Raw genomic sequence first — 13,523 nt, 5'->3', positions numbered from 1 at the left:
TCAGGAGGCGGGCTGCAGGGCGGGCTCGGGGTGGGCCGGCGCACGGCGCTTGCGGCTGAGCCGGTCCATGCAGCAGAACACGACGGGCGTGGTGTAGAGCGTCAGCAGCTGGCTCAGCAGCAGGCCGCCGACGATGGATATGCCCAGTGGCACACGCAACTCGGCGCCTTCGCCGCGGCCCAGCGCCAGCGGTACCGCGCCGAATACGGCGGCCACCGTCGTCATCAGTATGGGCCGCAGCCGCAGCAGCGCCGCACGGTAGATGGCCGCCGCGGGCGCCAATCGCCGGCCGCGCTCGGCGGCCTCGCGCTGGGCAGAGATGGCGAAGTCCAGCATCATGATGGCGTTCTTCTTGACGATGCCGATCAACAGGATCACGCCAATCAGCGCAATGATGCTGAAGTCGGTGTTGAAGGCCATCAGCGCCAGCAGCGCGCCGACGCCGGCTGACGGCAACGTCGACAGGATCGTGATCGGGTGGATGAGGCTCTCGTAGAGCATGCCCAGCACGAGATAGATCGTCACGACGGCCGCGAGGATCAGCAGCGGCTGCGACTGCAGCGAAGACTGGAAGGCCTGCGCCGTGCCCTGGAAGCTGCCGCGCACCGACGTCGGCGCGCCGGTGCGGGCCACCGCGTCATTCACAACGTCCACCGCCTGCGACAGCGACACGCCCTCGGCCAAATTGAAGCTGATCGTGCTGGCCGGCGTGCCGCTCTGGTGGTTGACGGCCAGCGGCGTGCTTGTGGTCTCCACGCGCGCCACCGACGACAGCGGCACCTGCTGGCCCGAGCTGCTGGTGAGCATCAGCCGGTCCAGCGTCTGCGGGCTCTGCAGCCACTGAGGCGCCAACTCCAGCACGACGCGGTACTGGTTCAGCGGGTTGTAGATGACGCCCACCTGACGCTGGCCGAAGGCGTCGTTCAACGCGCTGTCCACGGCACTCATCGTCAGCCCCAGCCGGGCGAGCGCATCGCGGTCGACGACGAGCGAGGTCTGCACGCCCTTGTCCTGTTGGTCGGTGTTCACGTCGGTCAGCTCGGGTACGTCTGACAGCGCGCGGCGGATGCGCGGCTCCCAGGTACGCAGGTCGGCCAGGTCATCGGCCTGCAGCGTGAACTGCCAGGACGCATTGGACTGGCGTCCGCCGATGCGAATGTCCTGCACCGGCGCCAGGAAGAGATTGGCGCCCGGCACTTTGGACAGCTTGCCGCGCAGCCGGCCGATGACGGCGTCCACGCTCTCGCGGCGCTCCTTCTGCGGCTTCAGGCTGATGAACATGTTGGCGCTGTTGCGCTGACCGCCGCCGGTGAAGCCGGTGACGTTGGCCACGGCCGGGTCAGCGCGGACGATGTCGTGGAAGTTGCGCAGCTTCTGCTGCATCGCCTGGAAGGAGCTCGCCTGGTCGGCCTGCACGCCGCCGATCATCAGACCCGTGTCCTGCTGCGGGAAGAAGCCCTTCGGGATGGTCATGTAGAGATGCACGTTCAGCGCAACGACGCCCGCCAGCGCCAGCAGCGCCAGCGGCTGGTGGCGCAGCGTCCAGCGCAGCGTGCGGCGATAGCCGCGCATCAGCGCGCGATGCAGCGCCGCCAGCGCGCGGCCCATGCGACCAGGCGCCCTCGCCTCCTCATGCGGCCGCAGCAACGTGGCGGCCATCATGGGCGTCGTCGTCAGAGACACGACCATGGACACGAGGATGGCCACCGACAGCACAACGGCGAACTCGCGGAACAGACGTCCGACGATGCCCCCCATCGCAAGGATGGGGATGAACACGGCGATCAGACTCAGCGAGATCGAGACGACCGTGAAGCCGATCTCCCGCGCGCCCTGCAGCGCGGCCTCACGCGGCGACAGTCCGCGCTCGATGTGGCGGGTGATGTTCTCCAGCACGACGATGGCGTCGTCGACGACGAAGCCGGTCGCCACCGTCATCGCCATCAGCGACAGGTTGTCGATGCTGTAGCCCAGCAGGTACATGGCGCCAAAGGTGCCGGCCAGAGACACCGGCACCGCCACCGCCGGCAGCAGCGCCGCGCGCACCCGGCGCAAAAAGACGAAGACGACGACGACGACCAGCCCGAACGAGATCGCGAGCGAACGCTGCACCTCGGCGATGCTGCCGCGGATGGTGGACGTGCGGTCCATGACGACGTCCACGTCGATGGCCGGCGAGATGGACGCGCGCAGCTGCGGCAGCAGCGCGCGCACCGTATCGACCGTCTTGATGATGTTGGCGCCGGGCGCCTTGTTCAGGATCAGCAGCACGGCCGACTTGCCGTTGGCTAGGCCGTCGTTGCGCAGGTCCTGCACGCTGTCCTGCACGTCGGCCACGTCGCGCAGGTGCACCGCGGCGCCGTTCTTGTAGGCCAGCACCACCGGCGCATAGTCCGCCGCACGCTTGGCCTGGTCGTTGGCGCCGATCTGCCAGCTGCGCGCGCCGTCGTCCAGCAGGCCCTTGGGGCGGTTAGCGTTCGTCGCGACGACCGCCGCCCTGACCTGCTCCAGAGACAGGCCTTGGGCTGACAGCTTGTTCGGGTCCAGCTCGATGCGCACGGCCGGCAGCGCGCCGCCGCCTACGCTCACCTGGCCGACACCCTCGACCTGCGACAGCCGCTGCGCCAGCACGGTGGACGCGGCGTCGTACATCTGGCCGCGCGTCAGCGTGTCCGACGTCAGCGACACGATCATGATCGGTGCGTCCGCCGGGTTCACCTTGCGGTAGCTCGGGTTGCTGGGCATGCCGGTGGGCAGCAGCGCCCGCGACGCATTGATGCCGGCCTGCACGTCGCGCGCGGCGCTGTCGATGTCGCGGCTCAGATCGAACTGCAGCGTGATGCGCGTGCTGCCAAGCGAGGATGACGACGTGATCTCCGTGACACCGGCGATGCTGCCCAGCGTGCGCTCCAGCGGCGTCGCCACGGTCGCGGCCATCGTGTCGGGGCTGGCGCCGGGCAGCGACGCGCTGACGGAGATGGTCGGGAACTCCACCTGCGGCAGCGGTGCAATGGGCAGCAGCAGATAGGCGATCGCACCGGCCAGCGCGATGCCGCAGGTGATCAGCGCCGTGCCGATCGGCCGCTCGATGAAAATGCGCGACAGGTTCATGCCGGCGCCCGCTCCTGCCGGCCACGGCGCAGGCGGGCGGCCAGTGCCGCGAAGCCCAGGTAGATGACCGGGGTCGTGAACAGCGTCAGCAACTGGCTGACGATGAGGCCGCCGACCATCACCACGCCCAGCGGATGGCGCAGCTCGCTGCCCACGCCGGTGCCCAGCATCAACGGCAACGCGCCCAGCAGCGCGGCCATCGTCGTCATCAGGATGGGCCTGAAGCGCATCAGCGCCGCCTGGTGGATGGCCTCGCGCGGCGGCAGCTTCGCGTCGCGCTCGGCCTCCAGCGCGAAGTCGATCATCATGATCGCGTTCTTCTTGACGATGCCGATCAGCAGCACGATGCCGATGATGGCGATGATGTCCAGGTCCAGCCGGAAGGCCAGCAGCGCCAGCAGCGCCCCCAGGCCGGCGGACGGCAGCGTCGACAGGATCGTCAGCGGATGGATGGTGCTCTCGTACAGCACGCCGAGAACGATGTACATCGTCACGATGGCCGCGACGATCAGCAGCAGCGTGCTGGTGAGCGAGGCCTGGAAGGCCAGCGCCGCGCCCTCGAAGCGCGTCTCCACGCTCAGCGGCAGCTGAAGCGCATCCACTTCCGTCCGGATGGCCTTGACCGCCTCGCCCAGCGACGCGCCCGGCGCGAGGTTGAACGATACAGTGGCCGACGGGAACTGCGCGACATGGTTGACGGCCAGCGGCGCCAGCCGCTCGCTGAAGCGCGCCACCGACGACAGCGGCACCTGCGTACCGCCCGTGCCCGGCACGTAGAGCCGCTGCAGCCCGTCCAGTCCGCGGCGGAAGTCAGGCGCGACTTCCAGCACCACGCGGTACTGGTTGCTCTGCGTGAAGATCGTCGAGATCAGTCGCTGGCCGAAGGCGCTGTACAGCGCGCTGTCGATGGCCGCCACGCTGACGCCGAGCCGCCCGGCCGCGTCGCGATCGATGTCGACGAAAGCCTGCAGCCCCTGCTCCTGCTGGTCGCTGGCGACGTCGGTGATGGCCTTCACGTCACGCAGCCGTGCCAGCACGGCAGTGGTCGAGCGGCTGAGCTCGGCGGCGTCGGGAGAGCTCAGCGTGAACTGGTACTGCGTCTTGGCGATGCGGTCCTCGATCGTCAGGTCCTGCACCGGCTGTAGGTAGAGTGCGATGCCGGGTTCGACGCTGGCCGCATCGGCGATGCGCCGGGCCACCTCGGCGGCGCTGGCGCCGCGCGACTCCTTGGGCTTGAGGGCGATCTGCAGCCGGCCCTGGTTCAGCGTCGTGTTGCCGCCGTCCACGCCAATGAAGGACGACACGCTCTCCACCGCCGGGTCCTGCAGCACGCGCTCGGCCAGGCGCTGCTGGTGCTGGGCCATCGCTTCGAATGACGTGGCCTGCGCCGCCTCGGTGATGCCTTGCAGCTGCCCCGTGTCCTGCATCGGGAAGAAGCCCTTGGGCACCAGCAGGTAGAGCACGCCGGTCAGCAGCAGCGTGGCCAGGAAGACGATCAACGTCGCGGCCGAGCGGTCCAGCACCCAATCCAGCATGCGGCCATAGCCCGCGATGGTACGGTCGAAGGCATGGCCGACGGCGCGCCAGAGCCGGCCGTGGTCTTCGTCATGCTCGTGCTTGAGCAGCCGCGCGCACATCATCGGCGTAAGCGTCAGCGACACGAAGGCTGAGATCAGGATGGACACGGCCAGCGTGATCGCAAACTCGTGGAACAGCCGGCCCACCACGTCGCCCATGAACAGCAGCGGAATCAGCACGGCGATCAGCGAGACGGTCAGCGAGATGATCGTGAAGCCGATCTGCTGGGAGCCCGTCAACGCAGCCTGGAACGCACTGACCCCCTCGCCGCCCTCCTCCATGTGCCGGGCGATGTTCTCAATCATGACGATCGCGTCGTCAACCACGAACCCGGTCGAGATCACCAAAGCCATCAGCGTCAGGTTGTTGATCGAGAACCCCGCCATGTACATGACGCCGAAGGTGCCCACCAGCGACACCGGCACGGCCACCGCCGGGATGATGGTGGCCGGCACGCTGCGCAGAAAGACGAAGATGACGCCGATGACCAACACGATGGCGAACAGCAGCTCGTGCTGCACGTCGCGCACCGAAGCGCGGATCGTCGTCGTGCGGTCGCTGAGCACCTGCACGTCCAGCGACGCGGGCAGCGCCGCCTGCAGCTGCGGCAGCACCGCGCGCACGCGGTCCACCGTGTCGATGACGTTGGCGCCGGGCTGGCGCTGCACGTTGAGGATGACCGCCGTCGTCGAGCCCTTGCCCGTCTGACCCGCCCACGCGGCCAGACGCAGGTTCTCGGCATCGTCCACCAGCCGGGCCACGTCCTTGAGCCGCACCGGGCTGCCGTTTTTATAGGCGATGACAAGGTTGGCGTACTCGGCCGCGCTTTTGAGCTGGTCGTTGGCATCCAGCGTCGAGGCCCGCAGCGGGCCGTCGAAGCTGCCTTTGGACTGGTTGACGTTGGCGCTACCCACGGCGGTGCGCAGGTCGTCGACGGACAGGCCCAGCGACGCCAGCGCGCCCGGGTCGGCCTGGATGCGCACGGCCGGCCGCCGGCCGCCGGCGATGCCGACGAAACCCACACCCGGCACCTGCGAGATCTTCTGCGCCAGCCGGCTCTCCACGAGGTCGTGCACGCGCGTGACCGGCAGCGTCGTCGAGCTGATCGCGATCGTCACGACCGGCGCGTCCGCCGGGTTCACCTTGCTGTAGACCGGCGGCATCGGCAGGTCCGTGGGCAGCAGGTTGCTGCCGGCATTGATGGCCGCCTGCACCTCCTGCTCGGCCACGTCCAGCGACAGGCTCAGCTCGAAGCGCAGCGTGATGACCGACGCACCACCCGAGCTGCTGGACGACATCTGCGCCAGGCCCGGCATTTGGCCGAACTGCCGCTCCAGCGGCGCCGTGACGGAGGACGTCATCACGTCGGGGCTGGCGCCGGGATAGAGCGTCGTGACCTGAATGGTGGGGTAGTCCACCTCCGGCAGCGCCGAGACGGGCAGCAGCCGGTAGGCCAGTGCGCCGGCCAGCACGATGGCCAGCATCAGCAGCGACGTCGCGACCGGCCGCGCGATGAAGAGACGGGACGGGTTCATCGGCTCACTGCGCGGGAGCCGAGCCGCGCTGCTGCTGGAACCATGCGCGGCGCTCGTCAGGGCTCATGGCCTTGATCTTGTCGACCATCTCGGGCGGCACCCTGTCCATCCACCGCGGACGTTCGCCACCATCGCCGCTGCCACTCCCGCTGGCTGCAGCGGCCGGGCTGCCGACGCCGGCGGGGCCGCTCGCGCCACTCGCCGCACCGTCCGCGCCACGGTTGCGGCCGCGCCAGCCGCCCACCGCCGGCGCGCCGCCGGCCGGCGCCTGGATGACCTCGGCCTTGCCGCCATCACGCAACCGGTCGGCGCCGTCGGTGACAACCTGATCGCCCGGCTTGAGCTCGCCCTGCACGGCCGTCGACTCGCCATCCGTCGCCAGGACCCGCACCTTGCGCAGCACGACGGTGCCATCGGCGACAACGTAGACAAAGGTGCCGGGTGTGCCACGCTGCACGGCGGCGGTCGACACGACGAGCGCGTTCTTCAGCGTGTCCAGCTGCAGCCGCACGTTGACGAACTGGTTGGGGAAGAGGCCGCCGTCCTTGTTGTCGAACAGCGCCTTGACCTTGATCGTGCTGGTGGCCGCGTCGATCGCGTTGTCGGTGCTGGCCACGCGGCCATCGGCCAGCTGCTGCCGCTGCTCTCGGTCCCAGGCCTTCACGGGCAGCGGCTGGCGGTCGGCCAGCTGCTGGCGGATGCGCGCGAGATGCTGGTCCGGCACAGCGAAGACCACCGCCGCCGGCTGTGTCTGCGCGATGCTCAGCAGGCCGTTGGCATCGCTCGGGCCCACGTTGTTGCCGAGGTCGGCCTGTTTGAGGCCCACCTGGCCCGAGATGGGTGCGGTGACGCGGGTGTAGGACAGCTGCAGCCGGGCGTTGTCGAGCGCGGCCTGGTCGGCCAGCACCGTGGCTTCCAGTTGGTGAACGAGCGCCTGCTGCGTGTCCAGTTGCTGACGCGGCGCGGCCTCCTGCGCGACGAGGTCCTTGTAGCGGGTCAGGTCGGCACGGGCGTTTTCCAGCTGCGCCTTGTCGCGGGCCAATGCCGCTGCGGCCTGGTCGCGCGCGATCTCGAAGGGCCGTGGGTCGATGAGGGCCAGCACCTGGCCCGCCTTCACCGGCTGGCCTTCCTTGAAGTACAGGGCCTTCAGCTCGCCGCTGACCTTGGCGCGCACGACGGCCGTGTTGGCCGACGCGATGCTGCCGATAGCGTTGACGACGACCGGCATGTCGCGCCGCTGAACCGCCGAGGCTGACACCGGCTGCGGTCCGTTGCGCCCGAAGCGGGCGCCAGAGCCTGGCCGCCCGCCCGGGCCACCGGCTGGGGCCGAGGCCGAGGCTGACGGCCCGCCGGCGCCCTCCCCTGCGCGCCCCTTCCACCACCAGGCGGCCAACCCGGCCGCCAACACGACCACCGCGACGACGATCCAGGTCTTGCGGCGGCGGGATTCCTTGTTCTGCATTCGGTCCACTCCTGATTGGGGGCGAGTGTCTCGGCCGAATGTAGCTGTAGCGTTGCTGAACCCGAAAGCTACGATCACGCCATGATCAAGCTGATGGTGGGCCTGGGAAATCCCGGCGCCGAGTACGAGGACACGCGGCACAACGCCGGCTTCTGGTGGATCGACGGCCTGGCGCGCGGCCTGAAGGTGAGCCTGCAACCCGACAAGGCCTATCACGGGCTGGTGGCCCGGGTGAACGGCGCGCCGGGTGCCAGCGGCCCGGTCTGGCTGCTGCAGCCCATGACCTACATGAACCTGTCCGGCAAGTCGGTGGCGGCGCTGGCGCGCTTCTTCAAGATCGCGCCGGAGGAAATCCTGGCCATCCATGACGAGCTGGACCTGCCGCCCGGCGAGATGAAGTTCAAGAAGGGCGGTGGCGACGGCGGCCACAACGGTCTGCGCGACATGCGCGCCCAGCTCGGCAGCGGCGACTTCTGGCGGCTGCGCCTGGGCATCGGCCATCCGGGCCACAAGGCCGAGGTGGCCGGCTACGTGCTGCGCAAGCCGCCTCTGGCCGAGCGCCAGGCAGTGGAGGATTGCATCGAGAAGAGCTACGCCGCCGTCGAGCTGATGCTGCGCGGCGAAATGGACAAGGCACTCGCCAAAATTCACGCAAAACCGCCGCGGCCCAAGCCCCCCAAACCCCAGCCGCCGGTAGACACTCCGACGTCATGAAGCCGCTGCTGCTCGTCCTGGTTCTCGCCAACGCCCTACCCGCCGTGGCGCAGACCCAGGTCCGGCAGGCCCATGTCTACCGCTGCGGCCCCGAGGGCCGCGACCTGCGCGACTCGCCCTGCCCGGGCGACAACTCCGGCAGCAGCTCCATCGCCGTCGACGAACCCGGCGCCGCCGACACCCGCGCCGCGCGCGACCGCCACCTGTCCGAAGCCAAACAGGCGGCGGCCGTCGCCGCAGCGCGCCGCGCCAGCGACGCCGAGGCACGCCACCAGCGCAGCCAGCACGTGGGCCTTCAGACGCTGCCGCCGCCCACGCCGGAGAGCGGCCCGCAGGTCACCTACCTCAAGCCGCCCAAGGTCGCCAAGCCGAAGAAGCCGTCGGCCGCGGCCAGCCACAGCGACCGATAGAATCCACACCGTTGGTGCTCGCGCCCGGTGTCATGCTGGGTGCAGTTCAACGGGAATCAGGAGGGCGCGCCGCTTCGCGGTCAACCTAACCTGAGCTGTCCCCGCAACGGTAAGTGGACGGAGCCTCGGCTCCTGATCTCGACCGACAAGCCACTGGCGCGTCAGCGCTGGGAAGGTGTCGGGATCACGCGAAAGTCCATCAGCCCGGATACCGGCCAACGACGGGGTCGCCACGCGCAAGCACAGGGCGGCCGTTTTCCAGCCTCGCTGCGGGGGTCAGCAGGGCTGGTGATTGCTCGTGTTCTCTCTTTCATGTCCCAAGCCTTTCTCGCGGCCCGCCGGCCGCTGCTCGCCCTTTCCGCGCTGGCGCTGGCCACGCACGTCCACGCCCAGAACAAGCTCGACACGGTCGTCACCACCGCTGCGCGCATGCCGCAGAAGCTGTCCGAGGTATTGGCCGACCTGACCGTCATCACCCGCGCCGACATCGAGCGCCAGGCCGCCGCCAGCGTGGCCGACCTGCTGCGCAACAACGGCTGCGCCGAAATGGTCCGCAACGGCGGCCCGGCATCGACGACCTCGCTGTACCTGCGCGGCGCCGACACCCGCCACACGCTAGTGCTGGTGGACGGCGTGCGCATGGACTCGCAGTCCACCGGCGGCGCCAGCTGGCAGGCCATCCCGCTGGCGCAGATCGAACGCGTGGAGGTGCTCAAGGGCCCGGCCAGCGCGATCTACGGCTCCGACGCCGTCGGCGGCGTCGTGCAGATTTTTACCCGCAAGGGCGGCGCGCAGGCCAGCGCGGACCTCGGTGTCAGCGCCGGTAATCTCGGCACGCGCAAGGCCGAAGGCGGCGTGTTCGGCCGGGTGGGCGTCGTCGACTACGCGGTATCGCTGGCCGGCGAGCGCAGCGACGGCTTCGATGCAACCCTGCCCTTCTCGTCCAACCATATCGCCGACCGCGACGGCTGGCGCAAGCACCAGGGCTCGCTGCGGCTGGGCGCTGATGTGGCCACAGGCCAGCGCGTCGAGGCGCTTGTGCTTCGCAGCCATGCCGACGGCCAGTACGACGCCTCCAAGTCCAAGCCGCTGGCGGACGACCACGCGCTGCAGGACACCGACGCCGCGCGGCTGGCCTGGACGTCGCAGTGGAGCCCGGCGCTGCAGACGCAGCTGAGCTACGGCGAGTCGCGCGACCGCTATGAGACCCGGCCCTCGCCCTACCTGACCATCACCCATGTCCGAAACCTTGCGCTGACCGGCTCCTACCAGCTGGGCGCGGGCCGGCAGATCAGCTTCCAGGGCGAGCGCATCGAGGACAAGCTGCAGAACGACAGCCTGCGTAGCGCCGACCACCACGACAAGCGTCACCGCAACGCCGTGGGCGTGGGCTACATGCACAGCGACGGCGCCTTCCAGCTGCAGGCCCATGCCCGGCATGATGACGACAGCGAGTTCGGCGGCGTCGACACCGGCACGCTGATGGCCGGTTATGAGGTGGCCAGCGGCCTGCGCGTCGTGGGCTCGGTCGGCAATGCCTTCCGCGCGCCGACGCTCTACCAGCGAGGGTCCCTATACGGCCCCGACCTCAGTAAGCCCGGCGTACAGCCGCTGCGCGCCGAGCATGGCCACAACCTGGAGTTGGGCCTGAAGTACGGCCGCGGCGACACCGAGCTGTCCGTGACGGCCTACCGCAACCGCATCACCGACCTGATCAACTTCGAGGGCAGCAACACAAATTGCAACAGTGGCTTTGGCTGCTATGCCAACGTGCCCAACGCCCTGCTGCAAGGCCTGAGCCTTGCAGGCAACACGCGGCTAGGCGCGGTGCATCTGTCGGCCACGCTGGACCTGCAGGCGCCCAAGGATGTCACGCCCGCCATCGTCGGCCGCGTGGACAACTACGGCAAGCTGCTGGCCCGGCGCGCCAAACGTTTCGGCACTGTCAACGCCGACACCGTGCTGGGCGACTGGACACTGGGCGCCGGCTTGCAGGCGTCGGGCCCGCGCTTCGACAACGCCGCCAACGACCCGGCGCGACGCATGGGCGGCTACGCGCTCATGAACCTGAGCCTGCAGTACCGCATCAGCCGCGAGCTGAAGCTGCAGTTCAATGTCGACAATGCCTTCGACCGCGAGACCTCGACGGCCTACAGCTACGCGTCGGCACCGCGCACCGCGTTGCTGAGCCTGCGCTGGAGCCCGGCGCTCTGAGCCCCTGGCCCGTCCGGTCGCAGCCCACTGGAGGTCCCTGAAGTGACGCAAGCTCACGAACTCATCGTCGGCGGCCAACGCAGCGGCAAGTCGGGCCGGGCCGAACGGCTGGCACTGCGCTGGCCGGGCCGCGTCGTCGTCATCGCCACGGCGCTGGCGGCCGACGAGGAGATGCGCGCACGCATCGCCCACCACCGGGCCACGCGGCCGGCGCATTTCGAGACCGTCGAGGCGCCGCTGGCCCTTGGCGCCGCGCTGCGCCAGGTGGACCGCGACGGTACGCTGGTCGTCGTGGACTGCCTGACGCTGTGGCTGTGCAACTGGCTGATGCCGCTTCACGGCGCGCCGGACGCCGACGGCTGGCACGCCGAGCGCGAGGCGCTGCTGGCGCTGCTGCCGCGGCTGGCGTCGCCGGTCCTGTTCATCTCCAACGAGGTCGGCTGGGGCGTGAGCCCGCTGGGCCGCGACGTGCGGCATTACGTGGACGAGCTGGGCCGGCTCAACCAGGACGTGGCCCGGCGCTGCGCCCGGCTGACGCTGATGGTGGCCGGCCAGGCCTGGACCCGTGCGATCGAGGACGACATCGATGTTTAAACCCCTGCTGTGGCTGCTGGCCGTGGCGCTGCCCGCGGCCGCCGCCGTCGAGATCAAGGACGACGGCGGCGCCACCACGCGGCTGGAGGCTCCGCCGCAGCGCATCGTCAGTCTGCTGCCGTCGCTGACCGAGACTGTCTGCGAGCTGGGCGCCTGTGCGCGGCTCGTCGGCGTTGACCGCTACTCCAACTTCCCCGCCAGCGTGAACGCGCTGCCGAAGCTGGGCGGCATGGACGACACCAACGTCGAGCTGATCGCTGCGCTGAAGCCCGACGTCGTGCTGTTGGCGGTGTCATCGCGCGTGTCAGAGCGGCTGCGTGCGCTGGGGCTCAAGGTCGTCGCGCTGGAGCCGCGCAGCTACAAGGACGTGCAGCGCGTGCTGGGCCTCGTGGGCCAGGTGCTGAACGTGCCCGACGCGCAGCGCGTCTGGCGCCACATCGAGGCCGGCGTCGCCGCGGCGGCCAGCAGCGTGCCACCGGCTGCGCACGGCATGCGCGTGTTCTACGAGGTGTCCAGCGGCCTGTGGGGCGCCGGTGAGTCGTCCTTCATGGGCGAGACGCTCACGCGGCTGGGCGCCGTCAACATCATCCCCGCGGCGCTGGGGCCCTTCCCCAAGCTCAACCCCGAATACGTCGTCAAGGCCAACCCGGCGCTGATCATGATTGGCGCCCGTGGCGCGCAAGGCCTGGCCGAGCGCCCGGGATGGGACCGCATCGACGCGATCCGCCGCGGCCGCGTCTGCGTCTTCAGCGCCGACGAGGGTGACGTCCTGTCCCGCCCCGGCCCGCGCATGGCCGAGGCCGCGCAGATCATGGCGCGCTGCCTGCGCGAGAAGGCGCGGTGATGGCCCATCTGCTGCCGGGGCTCGCATGAATCTCCGTCCCGTCTGGCTGCTCGTCGCGCTGCTGTGCCTGGGCATCGTCGGCGTGCTCGCTGGCGTGCTCGTCGGCAGCACCGGCTGGGCGGACCTGCGCGACGACGGCATGAGCGTCATCCTCTGGGAGATCCGCCTGCCGCGGTCGCTCGGCGCCTGGTGCGCCGGGGCGCTGCTGGGCATGGCCGGCGCGATGTCGCAGGGGCTGTTCCGCAATCCGCTGGCCGACCCCTACCTGCTCGGCAGCGCATCGGGCGCGCAGTTGGCCGTCGCACTGGCGCTCGCGTTCACCGGCCTGTCGCCGCAAGCCTCTTCGCTGGCCGCGCATGTCGGGCTCACGGGCCTGGCCTTCATCGGCACGATGGTGGGCGTGGGGCTGACGTTGATGCTGGCTCGCGGCGCCGAGCAGACGCTGCGCCTGCTGCTGGCCGGCGTCATCGTCGGCGTCGTGCTGAACGCGCTCACCGGGCTGACCGCGCTGTGGGTGCCCGACATCCTGCGCACGATGCAGGCATTCCTGCTCGGCAATACCGGGCTGCTGGGCTGGAGCAGCGTCGCGGTGATGGCCGGATGCGGCCTGGCCGCGCTTGTCGTGGGCCTGCTGGCAGGTCCAGCGCTGGACGCGCTGACGCTGGGCGAAGCCACGGCCTCGTCGCTGGGCATCCGGCTGCCGCTGATGCGGCTGCTGCTGATCGGTGCCTTCGCGCTGGCGACCGGTGCCGCCGTAGCGCAGACCGGCATCGTCGCCTTCGTCGGGCTGGTGTCGCCCCACCTCGTGCGACTGCTGTGCCCGTTGCTGCACGGCTGGCTCATCCTGCTGTCGGCCGCGACCGGCGGCGCGCTGCTACTGGCCGCCGACGTGCTGGCCCGCGCGCTGATCCGGCCGCAGGAGCTGCCGGTAGGCATCGTCACAGCACTGCTGGGAGGCCTCTACCTGCTGGTGCTGATGCACCGACGCAAACAATGAAACCCCTCGTCCAGCGCCGCCTCGAGCCTCGAGCCCATCGCCCGGGCGGGCCAGCCTGGGAGCG

At 69.9% G+C, this 13,523-nt stretch carries 9 protein-coding genes and 1 riboswitch; of the genes, 6 read left to right on the top strand and 3 right to left on the bottom strand.

From position 1 onward, the window contains the following. From LXT13_RS21835 to LXT13_RS21825, 3 genes are read right to left on the bottom strand one after another with little or no spacing between them, the layout of a single operon-like run. Nucleotides 1-3,111, bottom strand: coding sequence for a multidrug efflux RND transporter permease subunit (locus LXT13_RS21835; RefSeq protein WP_233374430.1), 3,111 nt, complete (start codon nt 3,109-3,111; stop codon nt 1-3). Further along, nucleotides 3,108-6,224, bottom strand: coding sequence for a multidrug efflux RND transporter permease subunit (locus tag LXT13_RS21830; RefSeq protein WP_233374429.1), 3,117 nt, complete (start codon nt 6,222-6,224; stop codon nt 3,108-3,110). Before LXT13_RS21830 ends, LXT13_RS21835 begins: the two co-directional genes overlap by 4 nt. 4 nt (nt 6,225-6,228) lie before the next feature. Continuing rightward, nucleotides 6,229-7,686, bottom strand: a complete 1,458-nt coding sequence (locus tag LXT13_RS21825; RefSeq protein WP_233374428.1) for an MdtA/MuxA family multidrug efflux RND transporter periplasmic adaptor subunit — start codon at nt 7,684-7,686, stop codon at nt 6,229-6,231. An 81-nt stretch (nt 7,687-7,767) separates the two neighbouring features. On the opposite strand from LXT13_RS21825, the gene pth reads away from it, so the two are divergent. The 6 genes from pth (at nt 7,768) to LXT13_RS21795 (ending at nt 13,459) form a co-directional block, all read left to right on the top strand. Continuing rightward, a complete protein-coding gene (gene pth / locus LXT13_RS21820; RefSeq protein WP_233374427.1) occupies nt 7,768-8,400 on the top strand; it encodes an aminoacyl-tRNA hydrolase in 633 nt (210 codons plus the stop codon). Next, complete coding sequence (locus tag LXT13_RS21815) at nt 8,397-8,810, top strand: hypothetical protein (protein ID WP_233374426.1); 414 nt, start codon at nt 8,397-8,399, stop codon at nt 8,808-8,810. Before pth ends, LXT13_RS21815 begins: the two co-directional genes overlap by 4 nt. Beyond that, a riboswitch (cobalamin riboswitch) is annotated at nt 8,806-9,044 on the top strand. It overlaps the preceding gene by 5 nt. Nucleotides 9,045-9,122: 78 nt before the next feature. Then, nucleotides 9,123-11,024 (top strand): TonB-dependent receptor plug domain-containing protein, encoded by a 1,902-nt coding sequence (locus tag LXT13_RS21810; RefSeq protein WP_233374425.1) that lies wholly within the window; start codon nt 9,123-9,125, stop codon nt 11,022-11,024. 42 nt (nt 11,025-11,066) lie between these two features. Then, nucleotides 11,067-11,618 (top strand): bifunctional adenosylcobinamide kinase/adenosylcobinamide-phosphate guanylyltransferase, encoded by a 552-nt coding sequence (cobU, locus tag LXT13_RS21805; protein ID WP_233374424.1) that lies wholly within the window; start codon nt 11,067-11,069, stop codon nt 11,616-11,618. Beyond that, nucleotides 11,611-12,462 (top strand): ABC transporter substrate-binding protein, encoded by an 852-nt coding sequence (locus LXT13_RS21800; protein WP_233374423.1) that lies wholly within the window; start codon nt 11,611-11,613, stop codon nt 12,460-12,462. The genes cobU and LXT13_RS21800 overlap by 8 nt, the downstream gene beginning before the upstream one ends. Nucleotides 12,463-12,487: 25 nt before the next feature. Then, entirely contained in the window at nt 12,488-13,459 is a 972-nt protein-coding gene (locus tag LXT13_RS21795; RefSeq protein ID WP_233374422.1) for a FecCD family ABC transporter permease, read from the top strand. The last annotated feature ends 64 nt before the right edge of the window (nt 13,460-13,523 follow it).

It is taken from the genome of Pelomonas cellulosilytica, assembly GCF_021353265.1.
GTDB classification, from domain to species: Bacteria; Pseudomonadota; Gammaproteobacteria; order Burkholderiales; family Burkholderiaceae_C; genus Pelomonas; species Pelomonas cellulosilytica.
The sequence above is the reverse complement of the archived record's forward strand: the minus strand, read 5'-3'. Positions and strand labels throughout refer to the sequence as shown.